The organism is Streptomyces sp. NPDC053079 (assembly GCF_044546695.1).
Taxonomy (GTDB): Bacteria; Actinomycetota; Actinomycetes; order Streptomycetales; family Streptomycetaceae; genus Streptomyces.
The window spans coordinates 204,775-226,036 of sequence record NZ_JBITZJ010000004.1 but is presented as its reverse complement, the minus strand read 5'-3'; the positions used below and the strand labels follow the sequence as shown (position 1 = coordinate 226,036).

Sequence of the window (21,262 nt, the reverse complement as noted above, 5' to 3'; positions counted from 1 at the left end):
CGGCCGGTCACCTTTCTGGCCGAACGCTGTCCTCCGTGCCGCACGGAAGGGGGCTCGAAAATGACCGCAGGCTTTGATCCGGCAAGGACGATGAGACCGTTCCGGCGAATAGGGCTCGCGGCGGAGCATGAATCGCCGGAGAATCCATGTGGCTCCGAGATGCGGGTCGCGCTGACCCCGGGCGGTGTGAAAGCATTGGTCAGGCATGGTTGCGCGGTAGCCGTCGAGCGTGGCGCCGGGGCGGCCACGGGATATCCCGACGCCGCCTACGCCGCGGCCGGTGCGGCCATCGAAACACGCGCCGCCCTCTATCGGTCGAAAGACCTGGTCATCAAGCTCAAAGGACCGGCCCATCACGACCTGGCGCACATGGACCCCGGATCCAGCCTGCTCTGCATGGCGCATGTGCAGTCCATTCCCGAAAGAGTGGCCGTCGCCGACGAGAACGCGGTGAACATCGTCGCGATGGAATTGATATGCGAAAGCCCTGAACTCCTCGCGGATCCTTACGTTCGTAGTCGGCTGGCCATGGAGAGGATTCTCGGCGGGCACCACTCCGTACATTCCGTGCCGCCCGTGCCTACGCCCGCGCCCGATGCCCGGTCCCTCGCCTTCGTCGGCTTCCCCGCCGACTCCTACGGGGCCCTCCAGTACGCCGCCCGCTGTCTGCCGCGCTCCCTCCAGGTGCTCCAGGCCCACCCCCCGCGCCCCGCGGACCCTGCCGTCCTCGCCATCGGCGCCGACGAGCTCGTGGAGATCGCCGCCGCCATTCCGCCGGACCGCGTGGACGAGTACCGGGCCGGCCGGACCCTGAAGGCGTACGGCGGGAGACGGATCCACTGCCTGCACGAGACCGGACGGGCCGGCGCCCGCTTCGGCATCGACCTCGTCCTCGAACGCAACCGGCACATCCCGGGCCCCGCCGCCATCAGGACCACCGTCCTCGGCTATGGCAACGTCGCCTTCGGCGCCCTCGACGAATGCCTCCGGCAGGGCGTGGCCACCGTCGACATCCTCACCAAGCGGGCCACCGCCCGCCCGGCCGTCCGCCGCTACCTGCGGTCCAGCGACCTCATCATCAACGGGGTCGAACTGGCCGCGCGGTTCCGGGGAACGCACTACATCGTCACCGACGACGACCTGAAGTCCGTCCTGCGCCCCGGCACGGTCGTCGTCGACCTGGTGGGCGGCTGCGCCACCAACCGCACCCCCGTGGAGCCGATCGTCGAGTGCACCCACCCCGCCGACCCGTACATCGTCCGCGACGGCGTCTGCCTGGCCTCCGTCTGGGGCTGGCCCCTCATGGGATTCCAGCGTGAATCCGTGGAGCGCTACAGCCGCCAGATCGTCCGCGTCCTGCTCGGCGAGGAACACCTGATCAACGGGCTGGCCGCCGCGCCCCCCGGCGTCCAACGCGCCCTCGTGGCAGGCCCGGTGCTGTCCCGGCGGCCCTCTTCCCAGTCGATGGCACTCAGTGCCACACTCGGGGGATGATCAAGAGATCGACCGATGCGACGGACCGCGTCTGGGCGCTGCTCGGCGGGGACCCCGCCCTCACGGCGGCCGTCGGCCTCGGCGGGCCCGGGCCCGGAGGCGCGCTCCGGGCCCGGCTGCCCGTGCGCGAGATGGCCCGGTCGACCGTGGCCGTCTGCGCGCTCGCCGCGGCCGAACTGGCCGCCGCGCGACGCGGCGGCGGCCCGCTTCCCGCCGTACGCGTCGACGACGGCGCCGTGGCGGCCGCGTTCGCCAGCGAACGGCACCTGCGCGTCGGGGGACGGGCGGCCACCACCTTCGCGCCGCTGTCCCGCTTCTGGCGCACCGCCGACGGGTGGGTGCGCACCCACGCCAACTACCCCCACCACCGGGCGCGGCTCCTGGCCGCCCTCGGGCAGCCGGACGCCGGCGCCGGCGGCGACGAGGCCCTCACCGGCCGCGTCGCCGACGTGCTCGCCGGGCGCGAGGCCGCCCAGGTGGAGGAGGAGATCCACGCGGCCGGCGGGCTGGCCGTCGCCGTGCGCACGCCGCACGAATGGGCCGTCCATCCGCAGGGGGCCGCGGTCGCGCAGCGGTCGCTGCTCTCGCTGGAGCGTATGGGGGATGGGCCGGTGCGGAGGTTCGGCGGCCACGTCGGCGGGCTTCCCGCCGCCGGGCTGCGGGTGCTCGACCTCACCCGCGTCATCGCCGGGCCCGTCGCCACGCGCACCCTCGCCCTGCTCGGCGCGGACGTGCTGCGCGTCGACTCGCCCTCCCTGCCGGAGAGTCAGGACGCCCACAACGACACCGGCTTCGGCAAGCGCTCCACCACGCTCGACCTCGCCCGGGCGGCCGACCGCGCCACGTTCGACGAGCTGCTCGCCACCGCCGACGTCGTCGTCACCGGCTACCGGCCGGGCGCGCTGGACCGCCACGGCCTGTCGCCGCAGGCCCTGGCCGAGCGCCGGCCCGGGCTGGTCATCGGCCAGTTGAGCGCCTGGGGCACGTACGGGCCGTGGGGCGGACGGCGCGGCTTCGACAGCCTGGTGCAGGCCGCGTGCGGCATCGCCGCCGTCGAGGCCGGTCCGGACAGCCGGCCCGGTGTGCTGCCCGCGCAGGCCCTGGACCACGGTACGGGGTATCTGCTGGCCGCCGCTGTGCTGCGGGGCGTTACGGATCAGCGGGCCGGGGGTGGTACGTACTTGGCGCGGCTTGCTCTTGCGCAGACTGCGGCTTGGTTGGCGCGTGGTGTGGGGCGCGATGAACCGTTGCGGGACGTGGGGGAGTGCGACGTCGAGCCCTGGACGCGCGAGCGGCATGGGGCGTTCGGGCTTGTGCGGTATGTGGCATCGCCCGTTGTTTTTGACGGTGGGCCGTCTGACTGGGCTTGTGTGGCGGGGCGTTGGGGTGCTGACGCCGCTGTCTGGGGCGGGGCCGGGGGCGGTGCGGGCCCTTCTGGGGCTGCATGATTTACGGCGGGTGCCGTTCCCGTCATCGGCCCCCCAATGCCGCCGCAAATCACGCTTTACGCCCCTGCCAGGGCCCACACCGCCCCCGGCCCCTCCGGTCGGTTCCGGGCGAATCGGCGCCCGGAAGCGTCCAGGTCCGCTGCTCGGGGAAACGATCACCGTATCCGCCCTGCTGGAAGCCGAGGTTGCCGTGGTCACGTCCGTCCGTTCTGCTGTTCTGACTCTGCCTGCCGCTTCTTTGGGGCCTGAGAATCCCCTGGCTCCGCTCGTACCTCCTCGTGACGTGCATCGGGACGTTCGGGCCGTTGGTCGGATGCCTGGCGACATGGCCCGGCAGATGCGCTACGCCCCCCTGCGGTCCCTACTGCCCGTACGTCGGCGTGATGGGTATGGGCGTGAGCGTGTGCCGACGGATTTTGATGCGGTCGTCATCGAGAACGACCGGCTGCGCGCCACCGTCCTGCCTTCTCTCGGCGGTCGCGTGCACTCCCTCGTGCACAAGCCGACCGGCCGCTCGCTCCTGTACACCAACCCCGTGCTCCAGCCGGCCGGCTTCGCCCTCAACGGCGCCTGGTTCTCCGGCGGCATCGAGTGGAACATCGGCGCCACCGGGCACTCCACCCTGTCCGTCGCCCCGCTGCACGCGGCCCGTGTGCCCGCGCCCGACGGTGGGGAGATGCTGCGGCTGTGGGAGTGGGAGCGGCTGCGCGATCTGCCGTTCCAGGTGGACCTCTGGCTGCCCGACGGTTCTGATTTTTTGTATGTCGGCGTGCGCGTGCGCAATCCGCACGACCGGCCCGCTCCCGTGTACTGGTGGTCCAACACCGCCGTACCCGAAGGGGCGCGCACCCGTGTCCTCGCCCCTGCCGACGGGGCCTGGCACTTCGGGTACGAGCGTGCCTTGCGGCACGTTTCGGTTCCGGCCTCGGGTGGTTGTGACGGCACTTATCCGCTCAGTGGGGATCGGCACGCCGATTTCTTCTATGACCTGCCTGAGGGGGAGCGGCCCTGGATCGCCTCGTTGGACGAGCGTGGGCGGGGGCTCGTGCAGACCTCCACCGATCTGCTGCGGGGGCGCAAGCTCTTCGTCTGGGGTGCGGGAGCCTCCGGGCGGCGCTGGCAGGAGTGGCTCACCGAGCCGGGCACCGGCGGCTACGCCGAGATCCAGGCGGGGCTCGCCCGTACCCAGCTCGAACACCTGCGGCTGGAGGCGGGCGGCGAGCTGGCGTGGCTCGAGGCGTACGGGCCGCTGGACGCCGACCCCGGACGGGTGCACGGGGCCGACTGGGCTGCCGCCCGTGCCGAGGCCGCCGGGCGGCTGGAGGAGGCCCTGCCGCGTGCCACCGTGGACGCCGCGTACGCGGACTGGCGGCCGTACGCCGATCACGAGCCCAAGGAGATGCTGGCCACCGGCTCCGGATGGGGTGCGCTCGAAGTCGAGCGCGGGCGGCTCGACCTGCCCGGCACGCCGTTCCGGGCGGCGACCCTGGGCGACGAACAGCGGCCGTGGCTGAAGCTGTTGCGCACCGGTGCCCTCACCGAGGACGGGCCCGAGCCTGGACACTCGCTGGTCTCGCCGCGCTGGCGGGAACTGCTGGAGGCCGCCGACCCCGGGCCGTCCGCCGCTTATCACCTCGGCGTCGCCCAATGGCACGCCGGCGACCGTTCGCAGGCTGTCCGCAGCTGGGAGCGTGCTCTGCGGGAGGGCCTGACCTGGCCCGCGCTGCGCGCCCTGGCCGCCGCCGACCAGGCCGACGGCCACCCCGAGCGGGCCGCCGACCGCTACGCCGCCGCCGTGACCGAGGCACGCGTCGCCGGTGCCTCGCGCGCCGCCCGGTCCGCGCTGGCGCTCGAGGCGGCCGGTGCGCTGCTGGACGCCGGGCGGGCCGACGACGCGGCCGCCGTCCTGGCGGCCGAGCCGTCCGGCGCTCGCGCGCACGGCCGTTTCCGGCTGCTCCGCGCCCGTGTCCTGCTCGCCCAGGGGGACGCGGCGGGGGCGCGCGCGGTCTTCGACGAAGGCTTCGACATGGACGACCTGCGGGAGGGCGAACACACTCTCGCCGACGTCTGGTGCGCCATCGCCGAGCGCCTGGTGGCGGGGGAGGGGCCGGTCACGGAAGCCGTACGCGCCCGTGCTCGCCAGGCGCATCCGCTGCCTGCGCGGTACGACTTCCATATGGGTGCCCACTGACCTCGCGCGCACGGTCCGCGTGCGCGGCGCATCGCAGTCTGGACGCATAACGAAAGGTGACCCATGAAGTTCGCAGTCATCGGTGGTACCGGTCTGATCGGGTCGCGGGTCGTGAAGAAGCTGAACGCGGCCGGGCATGAGGCCGTGCCGCACTCGCAGTCCACAGGTGTCGACGTGATCACAGGGCAGGGCCTGGCGGAGGCGGTGGCCGGCGCCGACGTCCTCGTCAACCTGACGAATTCTCCGACCTTCGACGACGCCTCACCGGCGTTCTTCCAGACCTCGATGGACAACCTTCTGACCGCCGCCCGGAAGGGCGGGGTGGGCCACGTCGTCATCCTCTCGATCGTCGGCGCGGACCAGGTGCCCGGCCTCGACTACTACCGGGCCAAGGTCCTGCAGGAAGACATCCTCAAGGCCGGGCCGATCCCCTACTCGATCGTCCGCGCCACCCAGTTCATGGAGTTCATGGACGCGGTCCTGTCCTGGACCACCGAGGGCGACACCGTCCGCCTGCCGACTACCCCGCTCCAGCCGATCGCCGCCCAGGACGTCTCCGACGCCGTCGCCGAAGTCGCTGTCGGCGCCCCTTTGAACGGCACCCTCGACATCGCCGGGCCCGACGTCCTCCCCCTCGACGAACTCGGCCGGATCACCCTCAATGCCCATCCCGACGGCCGGACGGTCGTCACCGACGACACCGCCGGCATGTTCGCCGCCGTCCAGGGCGATGCCCTGACCGCCAAGGGCGACGCCCGTATCGCTCCCACCCACTACAGCGACTGGCTCTCCTGAACCAGCCGGCCCACCACCTTCACCTCTCTGTTGCAGGCCGACCTTTGGGCACTTACGGTGATTTTCTTGGTGCTTTCGGTGATCGATGGAGGCGGCGGTGAGGGCATGGCGGTGGATTGCGCTGGCCTCCGCGACGATCGGGTGGTGGGTCGCGCAACCGGCACAGGCGCAGGCCACCGACAGGGCTTATTGCCCGGAAATCCGGCAACCTGAGAAGACTGTCGTCAAGTACAACCTTTTGTTCGACCAACGCCATGCCGATTTCGTCAAGGTGCAACAGGTAACAAGCGTCGAAATTTCGGAGCGTCAGTGGGATTTCGCGAACGCCCTGACGCTCAGCGCGGACAGCAGCGAACATCGAGATGCCATGCAGTGCCTGTTGCGCGAGGGCGGAAAATCGAAGAAAAAGTTTAACCAATGGCATCCGGAGTGGCAATCCATCAGTTCCCAGGCGACCAAGGAAAAAGACCTGGTCACTGTGCGATACGAGTCATGGAATCTGATCAGCAGCCCTGGTGAATTCGAAGTGGGTCCATGGGCGGTCATGGTCGGACGGGGCAAGGACTGGGAGGCCGTCCTTCGCTCACCGGATGCTCTGAAGGGGGCCTCGCGCAAAACAGTCGAGGTCAAGTCGGGCGGCCTGGAAATCAGCGGAGCACCCGGAGCCTCGAGCGCGAGCAAGGCCAGCAGGGTTTGGGACATGAACGGCTCGAGCGCCGAGGTCAAGATAGTGCCACCACGGAATCTTTCCTCGGTGCTGAGTCGCCGCGATTCCTGGATCGAGTCGCTGGGTGTCGTCTCCTGGTGGATCTGCAGCTCGGCCGTGATCGCGTTGTCGGTATGGCCTTTCCTTGAAAAGAAGGCCGTCGGCAGCGACAAGAAGGCCGTCGGTAACCCCAAGAAGGCTGCTGCCAGGGTTTTGGCCACCACGGCTTTGCAGTGGGCCGGGCTGAGTGCGGCCCTCGGCCTGACATTGCTTCTGGTGCTCCAGCCCTCTCCCAGTGCAAACCGTTGGCGCGCCCTTGTCGGAATTACCTCGGGGCTTGCTCTCGTCCTCCTCGCGCGGCCGTGGCTTCCCTTGTCACAGGCTTCCGACGGAAGTCAGAATGGACTGAGGAGGCGAATTGTCGTCGTCGCCGCCTCCGCAACGGCAGCGATCGGCCTGCTGGTGATCGTGGCTCCCCAGCTCTTCGGCCTTCCGTCGAATCTCATGCCGGCGGCCCAGCCTCCGCTCCCAGGGATTGTCGGGCTGGTCCTGTTGGACATGTCCGTGCTATGGCTGTGGTTTACCGCGATGGCCGCATGGGGCTGGCGTTTTGCACGGGAAGGAAGGTTGGGTAAACCTTCGATTGGAAATGAGCCCGGCCATCACCTCCGGAATATCACGGTAATCGGAGCGGTGCTCGCCGTGGCCGCAGCCATGGTGGTGGTCTGCTATGCGCTGTCCTTTGAGCTCAGATGGGAACGTGCCAACTGGATTGGTGGGGCAAGTGCGCTGTTCGATAACACCCGCGGTAGCGCCCTGAGCCAGCAACTCGCGGAACTCTCATCTGTCGGTCCGCTATGGGCGTACGCCCACACATGGGTATTGACGGGGGTCGCCCTTGTGGCGCTACTCCATATCAGTTCCCGCCTCAAGCCGCAAAAAAATTCCCTTGGCCCCAAGGGGTGGGATCTGCTGCTGGTGACCGCCGTCTTCGCCATCGTGACACTGAGGGGGGTCAAGTTTGCAGGAAGCTCGTCGGAGGTGTACGGCCTCTGGCTTCCTCTGAATATGTTGGCTCTCTATGCCATGGTGAAGGCTGGGCGTCGATGGTCGGTGCTGGGTCGAATGGACCGAGCGGTAAAGAGATGCATGGCAGGAGAAGCAGTAGAAAAAGAGAGTTACGTCGCGGAAGAGCTGGGCACCCGCGCCGGGCACCGGCGGCTGATGGACGAATCCCGCAGCTGTCGCGATCTGCTCCACCGGCTGCATCTCGTTGATCAAGGGCGCGCGGAGGGAGTCACGAGACGGGATCTGGAGGAGCAACTCAGTGCACTGCACCACTGGCGGCCCACCAAGTGCAGCCGCGACTGCCTACCGGACCCCGTATCCGTGGTCGACGTCGCCCTCAGCTGGGGACCGCGTCGGCGCTGGTGGAAGAACGCCGTCAAGGCCGCGCGCTGGGCGGCCATCTTCGGAATCGTCCCGAGTATGGTCACGGCCTGGTACGAGAACGCATACGACATCGAGCATTGGACGTTCACACTCGACGCGCCTACGGGAATTCCGGATATGCTCTGGGAGTTCGCGAGACAGGAGATCTTCTTCGCCGGTGCGGGGTTGGTCCTGGGGGCGTTGTGGCGCGTGCTGCCCGGAGAGCGCGGCCCGGTGCGGGCCTTCAACCTGTTCATCGCCTGGCTCGTCCCCATCGCTGTGCTGGCCATGCTCAACCACAGCATCGACCGCAAGGCGCTGGGCCTGGCAGTCCTGAACGTAGTCCTGATGCTCATGGTGCTGACACTGACGAGCATGTGGATGGACACGGAAACGTTCAGTCGTGAACGGCCCTACTGGACGAAACGCCTCGGCCTGCTGGCGTCGGTCTACCAGGTGCACGGCCTCTCCGGGCAGCTCGCCTTCCTGGTCGTGCAGGTGGCGGCTGCGGTGACGATCTGGCGTCAGATCGTCACCGCGTGATCGCCGGATATCACCCCGGTCGGCGGTCGACGTACTCGAAGACCGAGCCGTCCGGGTGGCGGGCCACCAGGTTGCGGCCGATCGGGGTCGGCAGGGGGCCCGCGATGATGTCGGCCCCCACCGCCTGGAGATCGGTGAGGGCCTCGTCCACGTCCGTGACGGCGACGGTCGCGGTGATCTTCCGCAGGATGGAGAGCTCCGCCTCCGGCCCGCTCATGAGGAAGAAGCAGCCGACGGCCGCCACCGCCACCCCTCCGCGCCGGAAGCGCAGCGCCTCTTCCCCGGTCAGCCGTTCGTAGACCGCGATCGCCGCTTCCAGATCGGCGACGCACACCCGTAGCGAAGTCCCCAGAATGTTCATGTGCAGCAGGCTAGTTGACCCTGCAGAGCAGTTCGCCGTTGAGCACCGAGAACCACGCGTCCTCGTGACGGCCCCACTCCCGCCAGGCCCGGGCGATGGTCTCCAGGCCCTCCCGGTCGGTGTGGCCGCCCGCGAGCGCGAGGTCGGCGTAGGGGGAGGAGAGGGTGCGGTCCGCCCACAGGCCGCTCCACCAGGTGCGCTCCTCCGGGGTCGCGTAGCACCAGGCGCCCGCCGTCGCCGTGACGTCGGTCAGGCCCGCCTGCCGGGCCCAGGACAGCAGCCGGCTCCCGGCGTCCGGCTCCCCGCCCCCGGCGCGGGCCACCCGTACGTACAGGCGCTGCCAGTCGTCCAGGCCGGGCACGTGCGGGTACCAGGTCATGGCCGTGTAGACGACGTCGCGCACGGCGACGAGGCCGCCGGGGCGGCACACGCGGCGCATCTCGCGCAGCGCGGCCACCGGGTCGTCGAGGTACTGGAGCACCTGGTGGGCGTGGACGACGTCGAAGGAGTCGTCGGGGAAGTCCAGGGCGCGTATGTCGCCGGTGGTGAAGTCGATGTTCTTCAGGCCCCGTTCACGGCCGATCGCGCGGGCGTGCTCCAGGATTCCCGGGGCCGCGTCCAGGCCCGTCACCCGGCCCTGCGGGACCAGGGCCGCCAGGTCGGCGGTGATGCTGCCCGGGCCGCAGCCGATGTCCAGGACCTGGTGGTGCGGCCTCAGCTCGGGCAGCAGATAGGCGGCGGAGTCGGCGGCCGTGCGCCTGCCGTGGGAGCGGAGCACCGACTCGTGGTGGCCGTGGATGTAGACCGTGGTCGCGTTGTTCCGCTTCTTCCGTTCCTCGGGCATGGTGGTCCCCTCGCTGCTGGGTGCGGTGGCGCTTTTCACCGTACGCAATCGATCTCGCATCGCGAGAGTCCCGTCTTGCGATGCGGGACGGTCCGTCACCCGCCCGCCCGTGTCGGCCCGCCGCGCACACCAAGATCTGCGAAGGTGGACGGAAGACCGGGCCGGGTGAGGTACGGAGGTACGGATGCAGCAGGGCTCTGCGGCACCCTCCGCCCTCCCCGGGCCCGAGCGCGGACTGCCCGTCCTGCCCGAACTCGCCGCACGGCTGGCGGAGGCGGCCGGCCGCTCCGGCCCCGAACCCCTTGGCGGCGGGCCCGAGCTGCGCACCGCCGCCTGCGCCTACTGGGCCCGGCGCGGGCTGCCCACCGCCCCCGAGCACGTCGTCGCCGGCCCCGGCCCACAGCCTCTGCTGCTGGCCCTGTTCGCCTCGGCGGGCGGCGAGGTGCTGCTGACCCGGCCCTGCGCCGCCTGGTACGGCCCGCTCGCCCGGCTCGCCGGGCGGCTCGCCTACCACGTGCCCGTGCCGGCCGAGTGCGGCGGCGTGCCCGACCCGTTCGCGCTGCTGGAGACCGTACGGCGGATCCGTGCCGAGGGCGGGCGGCCGCGGTTCCTCGTGCTGTCCGTCGCCGACGACACTACCGGCACGGTGGCCCCGCCGGAGATCCTCCACGAGGTCTGCGAGGCCGCGGCCGCCGAGGAACTGACCGTCATCAGCGACGAGACCTGGCGCGACGTCCTGCATGACCGGCACGCCACGGTCTTCGTCGGCCCCGCCGAGATGTACCCCGACCGCGTCGTCGTCCTCGCCGACCTCGCCGGGCCCCTGGCCCCCGCCGCCTGGCCCGTGGCCGTCGCCCGCTTCCCCGCCGGCGGCAGCGGCCCGGCCCTGCGCGCACGGGCCGGCACGGTCCTGACCGCCCTGGGGGCCGAACTGCCGCCGCCCGTCGCCGCCGCGGCCCGCTGGGCGCTGACCGAGCCCGGGCCCGTGCGCGAGCGCACCGCCGCCACCGCACGGCTGTACGGGGCGCTGGGCGCCGCGGCCCGCGAGCGGCTGGACGCCGCCGGGGTGCTGTGCCGGCCGCCGCAGACCGGCCCCCACCTCTACGCCGACCTCGGCGAGCTGCGCGACGCCCTCGCCGCCCGCCGCATCACCGACTCCGTCGAGCTGGAGGGCTACCTCAGCGCGGTCCTCGGCCATCCCGTGCCCGGCGGGCACCGCTTCGGGGACGCCCCCGACGCGCTGCGGGTCCGGCTCTCCACGCCGCCGCTGCTGGGCGCCTCCGACGAGGGGCGGCAACGCGCCCTGGACGCGGCCGACCCGGTGGCGGAGCCGGATGTCGCGGAGGCGTTGTCCACTTTTGGATCGGCGTTCAGTGAACTCGCCGGTATCTGATCTACCGTCGAGCGGTGAGCGTGCCGCGGCCCCCGCCTGCCGCACCGTCCAGGTTCCGGTTCCCCACGAATGGAGCCCCAGATGACCGAACAGACCGAGCGGCCCCTCGCGCAGCCGCGCCCCCTCGGCGAGATCCGCTCCTGGCCCCCGTCGTTCGCCGACCGCCTCACCGCGCCCCTGCCGGGCGTGCGCGCCCTGGCCCGCCTCGCCCGCGAGGGCCGGCTGCGGCCGAGCGCCGAGGCGCTGCTGGAACTCCCCGACCTGCCCTTCGAGCCCGGGCCGCTGCCGGCCGTCGACGCCGGCTCGCTCGCCCTCACGTGGGCGGGGCACGCCAGCTGGGTGCTGCGCGTGGGCGGTCTGACGGTCCTGACCGACCCCGTCTGGTCCCGCAGAATCCTCGGCACCCCCGCCCGCGTCACCCCGGTGGGCGTGGCGTGGGAGGACCTGCCGAGGATCGACGCCGTCGTCATCAGCCACAACCACTACGACCACCTCGACGCCCCCACCCTCAAGCGGCTGCCCCGCGACACCCACCTCCTCCTCCCCGCCGGCCTGGCCTCCTGGGCGCGCCGCCGCCGCTTCACCCGCGTCACCGAACTCGACTGGTGGGAGGCCGTGGAGCTGCCCGGCCCGGCCGGCCCGGTCCGCTTCGACTTCGTCCCGGCCCACCACTGGAGCAAGCGCACCCTCACCGACACCTGCCGCTCGCTGTGGGGCGGCTGGGTGCTCACCGCGCCGGGCGGGCGGCGCGTGTACTTCGCGGGGGACACCGGCTACGGCTTCTGGTTCGAGCGGATCGGCCGCCGCTACCCCGGCATCGACGTGGCGCTGCTGCCCATCGGCGCCTACGACCCGCGCTGGATGCTGGAGACGGTGCACACCGACCCGGAGGAGGCCGTACGCGCCTGCGGGGACCTGGGGGCCCGGGTGATGGGGGCGATGCACTGGTCGACGTTCCTGCTGTCCGCCGAGCCGCCGATGGAGCCGCTGCGGCGGGTGCGCGCGGCCTGGGCGGCGGCGGGGCGGCCCCGGGAGGACCTGTGGGACCTTCCGGTGGGGGCCTCGCGGGTGCTGTCGGCCCTGTGAACCCCCGGCCCGCCGGTCAGCCGCTCCAGGCGAACGTGAAGCGGTTGGCGCCGTGGCCGGTGCAGGTCAGGAACGAGGGGAAGCGGCTGGCCCGGGTGTCGACGCCGACGACGCCGGTCGGCTCCTCGTAGGTGAAGTACACCGATCCGTTCGCCACGACCTCCTCCTCGCGCCGCACGACGAGCTGTACGGGCGCGCCCTCCCTGATGGCGAAGTCCCGGGCGGGAGCGCCGGATTCCATGCGGACGTCGAGGCCGTCCGGCTCCCGCAGGAACTGCAGCGTGACGGCCCGGGCCGGATCCCGGACGCCCGCGAGGTCCACCCGGACCTCCCGGCCCCGGGGCCCGTCGGGCGCGGCCACCGCCAGGCTGTGGAAGCCGCCGGCGGCCACCAGCGTGACGGTCCTGTCCTTCGCCTCCGCGAGGATGCCCGAGACCTGGCCGTCGCCGTCCTTGCCGGCGCCCAGGAGCGCGCCGTCCCGCGTCACCGCGAGGCTGTGCAGATAGCCCGCGGCGATCGCGGCGATCTTCCGGCCCTGTGCGGCCCTGACGATGCCCGACACCTGGTGGTTGCCGTCCCGGCCGGCGGCCAGCAGCCGGCCGTCGTCGGTCAGCGCCAGGCTCTGCAGGGCGGCCGCGGACACGGCGACGACCTTCGCGTCCCCGGCCGCCGCCAGGATGCCGGACACCTGCCCGTCCTCGTCCCGCCCGGCCGCCAGCAGCCGCCCGTCCCGGGTCACGGCCAGGCTGTGGAAGTCACCGGCGGCCGCCGCCGCGACCTGCCCGCCCCGGGCCGCCGCGAGGATGCCCGAGACCTGCCGGTCGCCGTCGTGGCCGGCGCCGAGCAGGTCCCCCTCGTCGGTCACCGCCAGGCTGTGCACGGAACCGGCCGCCACGGCGGTGACCTTCCCGCCCCGGGCGGCCTCGAGGAGGCCCGACACCTGCCGGTTGTGGTCCTTGCCCGCGCCCAGCAGCAGCCCGTCGCGGGTGACGGCCAGGCTGTGGAACCCGCCGCCGGCCACCGCGGCCACCGCCCGGCCCCGCGCGGCCGCGAAGATGCCCGTCACCTGCTCGTAGTCGTCCAGCCCCGCCGCGATCAGCCGCCCCTCCTCGGTCACCGCCAGGCTGTGGTAGCCGCCCCCGGCCATCGCCACGACCTTCCGCTCCCGCGTCCCCCGCAGGATCCCCGGCACCTGCCCCTGAAGGCTCAGCCCCGCGGCGAACAGCTGCCCGCCGGCGCGGGTCGGTACGACCGCCATGAGCCCTCCAGTCGATTCGGCACGGTGAGGTCCACGCTGGTCGCTCGCACAGGCTGCGGCACGTGCGGCAAGGCCGAACAGGTGAGCTCAGCGCAGCCGGCGTCGCAGCGTCGGCACCGCGCCCACCGCCAGGGTCAGCAGCACCGCCGCCACCACGCCCTCCCACGGGCGGGCGAAGAGCGAGCCGCCCACCACCCCGATGACCTGGTACGTGGCCGCCCACGCCAGGCACGCGGGCAAGTCCCCGCGCGCGAAGCGCACCGCCGGAACCCGCGCGAGCAGACAGGCCAGCATCACCGGAACGCGCCCGGCGGGCACCAGCCGGGACAGCACGAGCACGGTCACCCCGTGCTCCTCCAGCCGCGCCCGCGCCTGCGCCAGCCGCTCGGGCGCGGCCCGCTCCCGCAGCCGGCGCAGCCAGCGCGAACCGCCCCGGGAGCGGAGACCGCGCTCGCCGAGCCAGTACAGGCCCATGTCGCCGAGGAAGGCGGCGAAGGCGGCGACGAGGAAGACCCACAGCAGCGAGAACGGCGAACCCTGGTGGAACGCCACCACCGCCGCCGAGCTCACCAGCGCCCCCGTCGGCACGACGGGCACCAGCGCCCCCAGCACCACCAGCACGAACAGGGAGGGATAGCCGACCGCCTGCTGCGTCGACTCCGGCGGCACCGACCGCTGCGCCGCCTCCGCCACCACCCCGGCCAGGGCCGCCGTCACGGCCGCACCGACTCGCCGTGCGCCGGCCGGTGCACGGCCGCCCCCGGTGCGTAGCGGGCCGCCTGCCGGGCGAACTCCTCGCCGGGCGCGTGGAATTCGTACGGCCGGATCGCGTCCATGCCGATCGGCCAGAACGTGCCGTAGTGCACCGGCACCGCGCTGCGGGCCCCCAGCAGGGCCAGCACCCGGGCCGCGCGCCGCGCGTCCAGATGGCCGTGGCCCAGGAACGGGCCCCAGCCGCCCACCGGCAGCAGCGCTACGTCCACCGGGCCGACCTCGTCGGCCATCGACGCGAACCAGGCCGTGTCCCCGGCGAAGTACGTGGTCGCCGCGCCCCGCACCACGTACCCCAGCGCCGGCGCCCGGTGCGGCCCGCACGGCAGGCGCCGCCCGTCGTGCTCGGCCCGCACCGCCCTCACCCGCACCTCCCCGATCACCACCTCGTCGCCGGGCGCGGCCTCGGTGACCGCCAGCCGGCGCTCGGCCGCCAGCCTGCGCAGGCCGCGCACGGCGCCGGCCGCGCCCCGGGGGACGACCAGGGCGGTGCCGGGGGCGAGCCGGGCCAGCGAGGGCAGATGCAGATGGTCGGCGTGCAGATGGGAGACCAGCACGACGTCCGCGACGGCCGCCTCGGGCGGCGGCACGGCACCCCTGCGGCGGCGCAGGTGCGCGAGCCGCCGCACGAAGAGCGGATCGGTCAGGACCCGGACGCCGGAGTCCTCCACCGTCACGGTGGCATGGCCCCACCAGGTGATTTCCATGGGCGCGTCCGGCACGTTACGGGCGCGCCTCGAGCACGTGCACGCACAGCGGCACCCCGTACGCCGGATGCGTCGTCTCGCGCTCCCGGCGCATGCCGAGCTTGCGCACGACCCCCTCGGCGGCGGAGTTGCCGACGGCGTGCACGCTGACGACTCTGGCCAGCCCCCGGTCCCGCAGCGCGAAGTCCAGCACCGCCCGCGCCGCCTCGGTCGCCAGCCCCTGCCCCCAGAACGGCCGTCCGAGCCGCCACCCGAGCTCCACGGCCGGCAGGATCTCGGGCAGGAAAGCGGGCACGGACAGCCCCGCGAAGCCGGCCAGCCGGCGGCTGCTCCGGTACTCCACCGCGAAGAGCCCCACGCCGCGCTCCTCCCACTCCCGCTCCCAGGCGGCGATCCGGTCCTCGGTCTCCCGCCGGTCGCACACCGACCCGTCCCCGATCCAGCGCATCACTTCCGGATCGGCGTTGATGGCCGCCATGGGCGCGATGTCGTCCTCGCGCCAGCGGCGCAGCGTCAGTCGGGGCGTACGAAGGCAGGTCATGCCGCCATCCTGCCCAGCCGCCGCACGGAAGCCACCCCGGGCGACGGATCCGGCCGGCCCGGCCGGAACGCCCCCCAAGGGTCTACGCTTTGAGGCGCAACGGTCATCGCGCGCAAGGGCTGGTCGGTCCCGGTGAGTGAACACAAGTCCCCGCACGGACCGGAGCCGCAGGCCAGGGCGTGCCCGTGGTGCCACGGCTCCGGATACACCACGCGCGCGCTCGCCTACACCGTCGGCACCCATCCGTTCAGAGGGCCGGCCGAGACCGTCCACCGCGCCGGCCAGTGCCCGCACTGCCTGGGCGTCGGTGCCTACGACTCCGCTCTGGACCCCACGTTGGATCAGGTGCGCCGCCGGCCGCGGCCACCCGCCTGAGGGCAAGCTGAGGGCAGGCGTCCGCCGGTTCCGGTGGCCGGAACCGGAGGCGTAGTGACCGGTTCCCTTCCTTAGTGATCCGGGCCACCGTGCACCCGGCCCGCCCGTCCTACTCTGCAGTCATGGGGCAACTGCGCAGCGTCATCCGCCGTGCGGGCAGGCTGGTCGGGGAAAGATGGCTGGGGGCGGTCCTGCCCTGGGCCGTCTCCACCGTCACCATGCTCGCCCTCGCCGGCCTCCTGCCCGACTTCCGGCTGCGGCCCGCCGGCGGCGACGGCGCCGCCCGCTTCGTCCTCGCCGCCGCGCTCGGGGCCGGGGCGTTCGGACTGCTCACCGCCGTCGTCTGGCCCGTGCTCGTGCGCGCCTTCCTGCTCGTACCGGCCTGCGTCCTCGGCCTGCTGGTCTTCTTCCTCAACGGCACGCTGCTGGTGACCGCCCTGGCCCTGGTCCCCGTCGGCGGGGGCACCGCCGAACCGGAGACCGCGGTCGTGGTGGCCGCGGTGGTCTCCGCCGCCTCCTCCGCGGCCGGGGGCTTCGTCGCCGTGCGCGACGACGGGGCCTACCGCCGCCGCCTCGCCCGCCTCGCCGACCGCAAGCGCCGCCGCCGGGGCCAGCCCACCGGCCGGCACTCCTCGCCCGGCACGGTCTTCCTGCAGCTCGACGGGGTCGGCCACGACGTCCTATGCGACGCGCTGCGCGAGCGGTGGGGCGCCCGCGGCCGCCGCAGGCCCCCGCTGATGCCGACCGTCGCCGCCTGGGCCGCCGGCAGCCACCGCCTCACCCCCTGGCGCACCGACTGGTCCAGCCAGACCGGCGCCAGCCAGCTGGGCATCCTGCACGGCTCCAACGAGGACGTGCCCGCCTTCCGCTGGTACGAGAAGGAGACCGGCGAGGTGATGATCAGCAACCGCCCCGCCGGCGCCGCCGAGCTGCAGCGCCGCGCGGCCGCCCGCACCGGCCACGACGGGCTGCTCACCGCCGACGGCGCCAGCCGCGGCAACCTCTTCACCGGCGGCGCCGACCAGCTCGCGCTCGTCCTGTCGGTCGCCGCCCGGCGCGGCCGGCACAACCGCTCCCGGTCCGGGTACTTCGCCTACTTCTCCGACCCCGCCAACGCCACCCGCACGGCCGTCTCCTACGTGGCCGAGGTCCTGCGCGAGATGGGCCAGTCCACGCGCGCGAAGTTCCACCGCGAGACCCCGCGCCTGGGCCGGGGCGGGCTCTACCCCTTCATACGGGCCTTCGTGACCGTCGTCGAGCGCGACGTGATCGTCGCCGCCGTCATCGGCGACATCCTCTCCGGGCGCACCTCCGTCTACGCCGACCTCGTGGGCTACGACGAGGTCGCCCACCACTCCGGGCCGCGCGGCCGCGACACCCACCAGGTGCTGCGCGGGCTCGACCGCGCCGTCGCGCTGATCGCCAAGGTCACCGAGCACGCCCCGCGCCCGTACCGCATCGTGCTGCTCTCCGACCACGGCCAGAGCCCCGGGGAGACCTTCGCCGCCCGCTACGGGCTGACCCTCCAGGAACTGGTGCGCACCGCGGCGGGCCGCCCGGCGAGGGGCAGGGAACCGGTCGTGCTGGCCTCCGGCAACCTCGGCCTGGTCTCCTTCCCGGACCTGCCGGGCCGGGCGAGCCGCGAGCACATCGAGCGCGACCACCCGGGGCTGCTGCGCACCCTCGCCGACCACCCGGGGGTCGGCTTCCTGCTCGTACGCTCGGCGGAGCGCGGCCCGGTCGTACTGGGCGCCGGCGGCAGCGAGCACTACCTGGACACCGGCGAGGGAGCCGAGCACAGCCCGCTGCGCGGGCTGGGGCCCGGCGCGGTGGCGGCCGTCCGGCGGACCGCCGGCTTCCCGCACGCGGCGGACATCATGGTCAATTCCGCCTACGACCCGGTCACGGGCGAGGTGCACGCCTTCGAGGAGCAGATCGGCTCGCACGGCGGGCTGGGCGGCGAGCAGAGCCGGGCCTTCCTGCTGTGGCCCGGGGAGCTGAGCGCGCCGGTGGGGGAGGGGGAGGAGCTGGTCGGCGCCGAGGCGGTGCACCGCGTGCTGCGGCGCTGGCTGTGCGAGGCGAGTGGGCGACCGCAAATACCGGCCGGGACGGTTGTGGGGGAGCCGATTCCGCATGAGGGCGTCCCGGTGGACGAATCACGGTCCACGGCACCCGTGACAGCACCTTTTGCGGTCGAGGGCCCGGCCGTGCGGGACAAAAAATTCTAATTTTGCGCCTCGGGGCTCCGCGGTCAATATGTGCTGTCGCACATACCTGTGCTCTTGCACGGGTGTGCGATGTCGCCCCAGAATCGGCGACCTGCCCGCAGCACGAGAGGCGCACCTCCCATGCACGACTCCGACGGCGCACCCGCACGCCGTTTCGGCCTCCCCACCGCCATCACCCTGGTCATGGGGAACATCATCGGCGGCGGCATCTTCATGCTGCCCGCCTCGGTCGCCCCCTACGGCACGGTCAGCCTGCTGGCGTTCGGGGTCCTGACGATCGGCGCGATCGCGCTGGCCCTCGTCTTCGGCCGTCTCGCCGGACGCTTCCCGCGTACCGGCGGCCCGTATGTCTATGCACGCGAGGCGTTCGGCGACTTCGCCGGATTCCTGTCCGCCTGGTCCTACTGGACGATGACGTGGGTGAGCAACGCCGCCCTCGCCGTCGCCGGCGTGGGCTACCTCCACGTGCTCACCGGGGGCAAGGAGTCCAAGGGGCTGGACCTGGTCCTGGCCCTGGCGCTGCTGTGGCTGCCCGCGCTGGCGAACCTCGCCGGCACCCGCTGGGTGGGCGCGGTGCAGATGGTCTCCACGGTGCTGAAGTTCCTGCCCATGCTCTTCGTGGCGGTCGTCGGCCTCTTCTTCTTCGACCCGGACAACCTGGGTCCCTTCACCACCGGCGGCGGCAACTGGACCGGCGGTCTGACCGCCTCCGCCGCGATCCTGCTCTACAGCTACGTCGGTGTGGAGTCGGCCGCGATCAGCGCCGGCGAGGTCCGTGACCCCGAGCGCAACGTCAGCCGCGCGAGCGTCATCGGCACCATCGGCGCGGCCGTGGTCTACCTGCTCGGCACGGTCTCCGTCTTCGGCACCGTCGCCCACGACAAGCTGGTGGACTCCACCGCCCCCTTCTCCGACGCCGTCAACGCGATGTTCGGCGGCACCTGGGGCGGCACGCTGATCGCGCTCGCCGCCGTGATCTCCATTACCGGAGCGCTCAACGGCTGGACGCTGATGAGCGCCCAGATGCCCTACGCGGCGGCCAAGGACGGGCTGTTCCCCGCCATGTTCGCGATCAAGCGACGCGGCGTGCCGACAGCCGGTGTGATCGCCGCCGCCGTGCTCGCCTCGGTGCTGACGATCGTCAACTACACGGTCGGCGTGAGCGGGGTCTTCGAGATCCTGGTCCTGATCACCACGTTCTCCGCCACCGTCCCCTACCTGCTGGCCACCGCCGCGCAGGTGTACTTCCTGCTCACGGGGGCACGCGACAAGGTCCACCCCGGCCGCATGACGCGCGACATGATCCTCGCCCTCGGCGGCTTCGCCTTCTCCTTCTGGCTGGTGGCGGGCGCCGGGTACGCGGCGGTCTACCAGGGCGTGCTGTTCCTCTTCGCCGGCATCCTCGTCTACGTGTGGATGGCGGCCCGCCGCAAGGCCGCGGAGCCGGCCGAGGAGGCCGTCGCCCCTCAGGCCGTGAAGACGGAGGCCGCCGAGCCGGAGCTCGTCGGCTGAAGCAGTCGCTGAACGTGGCCCGGCGGGTGTCCTCGGACGCCCGCCGGGCCACAGCCGTTTCCGGCGGCCTTCTGCGTCTCAGGCCGTGATGCCCCCGTCGAGCACGAGCTCGGTGCCGACCGCGTAACCGGCCTCGTCGGAGGCCAGGTACAGCACGGCCGCCGCGATCTCCTCGGGGGTGCCCGCCCGCCCCGCCGGCACCTCCCGGCCCATGCGCTCGGCCTTGTCCTCGGCGGACTCGCCGGGGCGGGAGGACATCGGGGTCTCGACGGGCCCGGGGCTCACGGCGTTGATCCGCACACCGTCCCCGATGTGGTCCAGGGCGGCGCCGCGCGTCAGGGCGGAGGCGGCGGCCTTGCTGGCGGCGTACGCGCTCAGGCCGGGCAGCCGCTTGTGGGCGCCGAGGTTGGAGGAGATGTTCACGATGGCGCCGCCGCCGTTGGCCCGCATGTGGCCGATCTCGTGCTTCATCGACAGCCACAGGCCGGTCAGGTTGGTGGCCATCAGCGTGTCCCAGTGGTCCTCGGGGATGTCCGCGAGCTTCGTCGGCGGTATGAACGTACCGACGTTGTTGACGGCGACGTCCAGCCCGCCGTAGCGCGCCACCGTCTGCCCGACCAGGGCCTCGACGTCCTCGGAACGGCTCACGTCGGCGGTGACGGCGGTGGCCTCGCCGCCTTCGGCCTCGACGAGGGAGACGGTCTCCTGCAGCGGCTCCGGGCGCCGCCCCGCGACCACGACCCGGGCACCCTCGCGGGCGAAGGCGAGCGCGATGGCCCGGCCGATGCCGGTGCCGCCGCCGGTGACGAGGACGGTGCGGCCGGTGAAGCGTGCGGTCATGGTGACTACTCCTCAACGAAGAAGCTCTGTGAGAGCTATGCGAGAGTTATTCGAGAATGATCGGTCTTGAATTAGGGCATGCGGGTGCCGTCCTTGGGGCGGGGCGGCGAGGGGTCGGTCAGTCCAGCAGGGCCAGCGCCTGGTCGGCGGCGTCGCGCAGCAGGCCGGCCGAGGGGTTCACCTTGCCGATCACCCGCAGCCCCTGCAGGAGCACCAGCAGCATGCGGGCCAGTGCGACCGGGTCGCGGTCCGCGGGGAGTTCGCCCTGGGCCGCGGCCCGCATGAGGGCCGAGGTCAGCACCGTCTCCAGGGAGGACCAGCTCTGCTCGACCCGGCGTGCGGTGTCCGCGTCGTGCGCGCCGAGCTCGACGGCGGTGTTCGTCACGAAGCACCCGCGCCGCAGCTCGTCGCAGGCGGCCTCCTCCGCGAAGCGGCGCACCAGCGCCCGCACCGCGGGCAGGGCGGGCCCCGGCTGCGACAGCTCCTCGACGATGGGCGGGCCGTGCTGCTCGCCGTAGCGCTCGAGGGCCTTCAGGTAGAGCTCGCGCTTGCTGCCGAACGTGCCGTACAGGCTCGCCCGGGCGATGCCGAGGTGCGCCACGAGGTCCGCCATCGACGTCGCCTCGTAGCCGCGCTGCCAGAACAGCTCCAGGGCTGACTGCAGGGCGGCGTCCGGATCGAATTCCTTGGTCCTGGCCACGTCGATGATCTTAGGGATATCTGGAACGTTCGGTCAAT

At 72.5% G+C, this 21,262-nt stretch carries 18 protein-coding genes; 10 read left to right on the top strand and 8 right to left on the bottom strand.

All coding sequences use genetic code 11. From position 1 onward, the window contains the following. Positions 1–60: 60 nt before the first annotated feature. The 5 genes from ACIGXW_RS16790 to ACIGXW_RS16770 all read left to right on the top strand — a co-directional run bounded on the left by ACIGXW_RS16790 (position 61) and on the right by ACIGXW_RS16770 (position 8,608). Positions 61–1,494 carry a hypothetical protein gene (locus ACIGXW_RS16790; protein ID WP_399573670.1) on the top strand — a complete coding sequence of 478 codons (1,434 nt, stop codon included), beginning with the start codon at positions 61–63 and terminating at the stop codon, positions 1,492–1,494. Further along, positions 1,491–2,942: a CoA transferase gene (locus ACIGXW_RS16785; protein WP_399573668.1), complete on the top strand. Its 1,452-nt coding sequence runs from the start codon at positions 1,491–1,493 to the stop codon at positions 2,940–2,942. The genes ACIGXW_RS16790 and ACIGXW_RS16785 overlap by 4 nt, the downstream gene beginning before the upstream one ends. A gap of 190 nt (positions 2,943–3,132) precedes the next feature. Then, a complete protein-coding gene (locus ACIGXW_RS16780; RefSeq protein WP_399573666.1) occupies positions 3,133–5,133 on the top strand; it encodes a DUF5107 domain-containing protein in 2,001 nt (666 codons plus the stop codon). A 63-nt stretch (positions 5,134–5,196) separates the two neighbouring features. Continuing rightward, positions 5,197–5,928: an SDR family oxidoreductase gene (locus ACIGXW_RS16775; RefSeq protein ID WP_399573665.1), complete on the top strand. Its 732-nt coding sequence runs from the start codon at positions 5,197–5,199 to the stop codon at positions 5,926–5,928. A 97-nt stretch (positions 5,929–6,025) separates the two neighbouring features. After that, positions 6,026–8,608, top strand: coding sequence for a DUF6185 family protein (locus tag ACIGXW_RS16770; RefSeq protein WP_399573663.1), 2,583 nt, complete (start codon positions 6,026–6,028; stop codon positions 8,606–8,608). Positions 8,609–8,618: 10 nt separating this feature from the next. Here the strand turns inward: ACIGXW_RS16770 and ACIGXW_RS16765 are convergent, their stop codons facing one another. Beyond that, positions 8,619–8,969 (bottom strand): VOC family protein, encoded by a 351-nt coding sequence (locus tag ACIGXW_RS16765; RefSeq protein ID WP_071962139.1) that lies wholly within the window; start codon positions 8,967–8,969, stop codon positions 8,619–8,621. 10 nt (positions 8,970–8,979) lie between these two features. After that, positions 8,980–9,813, bottom strand: coding sequence for a class I SAM-dependent methyltransferase (locus tag ACIGXW_RS16760; RefSeq protein WP_399573661.1), 834 nt, complete (start codon positions 9,811–9,813; stop codon positions 8,980–8,982). 184 nt (positions 9,814–9,997) lie between these two features. On the opposite strand from ACIGXW_RS16760, the gene ACIGXW_RS16755 reads away from it, so the two are divergent. Both ACIGXW_RS16755 and ACIGXW_RS16750 read left to right on the top strand, forming a co-directional pair. After that, complete coding sequence (locus ACIGXW_RS16755) at positions 9,998–11,206, top strand: aminotransferase class I/II-fold pyridoxal phosphate-dependent enzyme (RefSeq protein WP_399573659.1); 1,209 nt, start codon at positions 9,998–10,000, stop codon at positions 11,204–11,206. An 81-nt stretch (positions 11,207–11,287) separates the two neighbouring features. After that, on the top strand, positions 11,288–12,292 hold the full coding sequence (locus ACIGXW_RS16750; RefSeq protein WP_177337572.1) for an MBL fold metallo-hydrolase: 1,005 nt from the start codon (positions 11,288–11,290) through the stop codon (positions 12,290–12,292). Between the two features lie 16 nt (positions 12,293–12,308). On the opposite strand, the gene ACIGXW_RS16745 is transcribed toward ACIGXW_RS16750, so the two are convergent. The 4 genes from ACIGXW_RS16745 to ACIGXW_RS16730 all read right to left on the bottom strand — a co-directional run bounded on the left by ACIGXW_RS16745 (position 12,309) and on the right by ACIGXW_RS16730 (position 15,569). Continuing rightward, positions 12,309–13,550: a hypothetical protein gene (locus ACIGXW_RS16745; protein ID WP_399573658.1), complete on the bottom strand. Its 1,242-nt coding sequence runs from the start codon at positions 13,548–13,550 to the stop codon at positions 12,309–12,311. Between the two features lie 87 nt (positions 13,551–13,637). After that, complete coding sequence (locus tag ACIGXW_RS16740; protein WP_399573656.1) at positions 13,638–14,267, bottom strand: DedA family protein; 630 nt, start codon at positions 14,265–14,267, stop codon at positions 13,638–13,640. Beyond that, complete coding sequence (locus ACIGXW_RS16735; RefSeq protein WP_399573654.1) at positions 14,264–15,028, bottom strand: MBL fold metallo-hydrolase; 765 nt, start codon at positions 15,026–15,028, stop codon at positions 14,264–14,266. Before ACIGXW_RS16735 ends, ACIGXW_RS16740 begins: the two co-directional genes overlap by 4 nt. Positions 15,029–15,044: 16 nt before the next feature. Beyond that, complete coding sequence (locus tag ACIGXW_RS16730; RefSeq protein ID WP_360907431.1) at positions 15,045–15,569, bottom strand: GNAT family N-acetyltransferase; 525 nt, start codon at positions 15,567–15,569, stop codon at positions 15,045–15,047. 132 nt (positions 15,570–15,701) lie between these two features. On the opposite strand from ACIGXW_RS16730, the gene ACIGXW_RS16725 reads away from it, so the two are divergent. The 3 genes from ACIGXW_RS16725 (at position 15,702) to ACIGXW_RS16715 (ending at position 19,684) form a co-directional block, all read left to right on the top strand. Then, the gene (locus ACIGXW_RS16725; protein WP_399573652.1) at positions 15,702–15,944 is read left to right on the top strand and encodes a hypothetical protein; all 243 of its coding nucleotides are present in this window, start codon (positions 15,702–15,704) and stop codon (positions 15,942–15,944) included. Between the two features lie 122 nt (positions 15,945–16,066). Continuing rightward, entirely contained in the window at positions 16,067–18,172 is a 2,106-nt protein-coding gene (locus ACIGXW_RS16720; protein WP_399573651.1) for a hypothetical protein, read from the top strand. A 120-nt stretch (positions 18,173–18,292) separates the two neighbouring features. Next, positions 18,293–19,684 (top strand): amino acid permease, encoded by a 1,392-nt coding sequence (locus ACIGXW_RS16715; RefSeq protein WP_399573649.1) that lies wholly within the window; start codon positions 18,293–18,295, stop codon positions 19,682–19,684. A gap of 78 nt (positions 19,685–19,762) precedes the next feature. On the opposite strand, the gene ACIGXW_RS16710 is transcribed toward ACIGXW_RS16715, so the two are convergent. Then, entirely contained in the window at positions 19,763–20,524 is a 762-nt protein-coding gene (locus tag ACIGXW_RS16710; protein WP_399573648.1) for an SDR family NAD(P)-dependent oxidoreductase, read from the bottom strand. Positions 20,525–20,642: 118 nt separating this feature from the next. Next, entirely contained in the window at positions 20,643–21,224 is a 582-nt protein-coding gene (locus ACIGXW_RS16705) for a TetR/AcrR family transcriptional regulator (protein ID WP_399573647.1), read from the bottom strand. Between the last annotated feature and the right edge of the window lie 38 nt (positions 21,225–21,262).

What these genes read in the sequence shown, in the direction of transcription:
- ACIGXW_RS16760 (WP_399573661.1), bottom strand. Translation starts at nt 9,813, where the DNA reads ATGCCCGAGGAACGGAAGAAGCGGAACAACGCGACCACGGTCTACATC.
- ACIGXW_RS16785 (WP_399573668.1), top strand. Translation starts at nt 1,491, where the DNA reads ATGATCAAGAGATCGACCGATGCGACGGACCGCGTCTGGGCGCTGCTC.
- ACIGXW_RS16755 (WP_399573659.1), top strand. Translation starts at nt 9,998, where the DNA reads ATGCAGCAGGGCTCTGCGGCACCCTCCGCCCTCCCCGGGCCCGAGCGC.
- ACIGXW_RS16745 (WP_399573658.1), bottom strand. Translation starts at nt 13,550, where the DNA reads ATGGCGGTCGTACCGACCCGCGCCGGCGGGCAGCTGTTCGCCGCGGGG.
- ACIGXW_RS16775 (WP_399573665.1), top strand. Translation starts at nt 5,197, where the DNA reads ATGAAGTTCGCAGTCATCGGTGGTACCGGTCTGATCGGGTCGCGGGTC.
- ACIGXW_RS16730 (WP_360907431.1), bottom strand. Translation starts at nt 15,569, where the DNA reads ATGACCTGCCTTCGTACGCCCCGACTGACGCTGCGCCGCTGGCGCGAG.
- ACIGXW_RS16720 (WP_399573651.1), top strand. Translation starts at nt 16,067, where the DNA reads ATGGGGCAACTGCGCAGCGTCATCCGCCGTGCGGGCAGGCTGGTCGGG.
- ACIGXW_RS16790 (WP_399573670.1), top strand. Translation starts at nt 61, where the DNA reads ATGACCGCAGGCTTTGATCCGGCAAGGACGATGAGACCGTTCCGGCGA.
- ACIGXW_RS16715 (WP_399573649.1), top strand. Translation starts at nt 18,293, where the DNA reads ATGCACGACTCCGACGGCGCACCCGCACGCCGTTTCGGCCTCCCCACC.
- ACIGXW_RS16765 (WP_071962139.1), bottom strand. Translation starts at nt 8,969, where the DNA reads ATGAACATTCTGGGGACTTCGCTACGGGTGTGCGTCGCCGATCTGGAA.
- ACIGXW_RS16750 (WP_177337572.1), top strand. Translation starts at nt 11,288, where the DNA reads ATGACCGAACAGACCGAGCGGCCCCTCGCGCAGCCGCGCCCCCTCGGC.
- ACIGXW_RS16735 (WP_399573654.1), bottom strand. Translation starts at nt 15,028, where the DNA reads ATGGAAATCACCTGGTGGGGCCATGCCACCGTGACGGTGGAGGACTCC.
- ACIGXW_RS16710 (WP_399573648.1), bottom strand. Translation starts at nt 20,524, where the DNA reads ATGACCGCACGCTTCACCGGCCGCACCGTCCTCGTCACCGGCGGCGGC.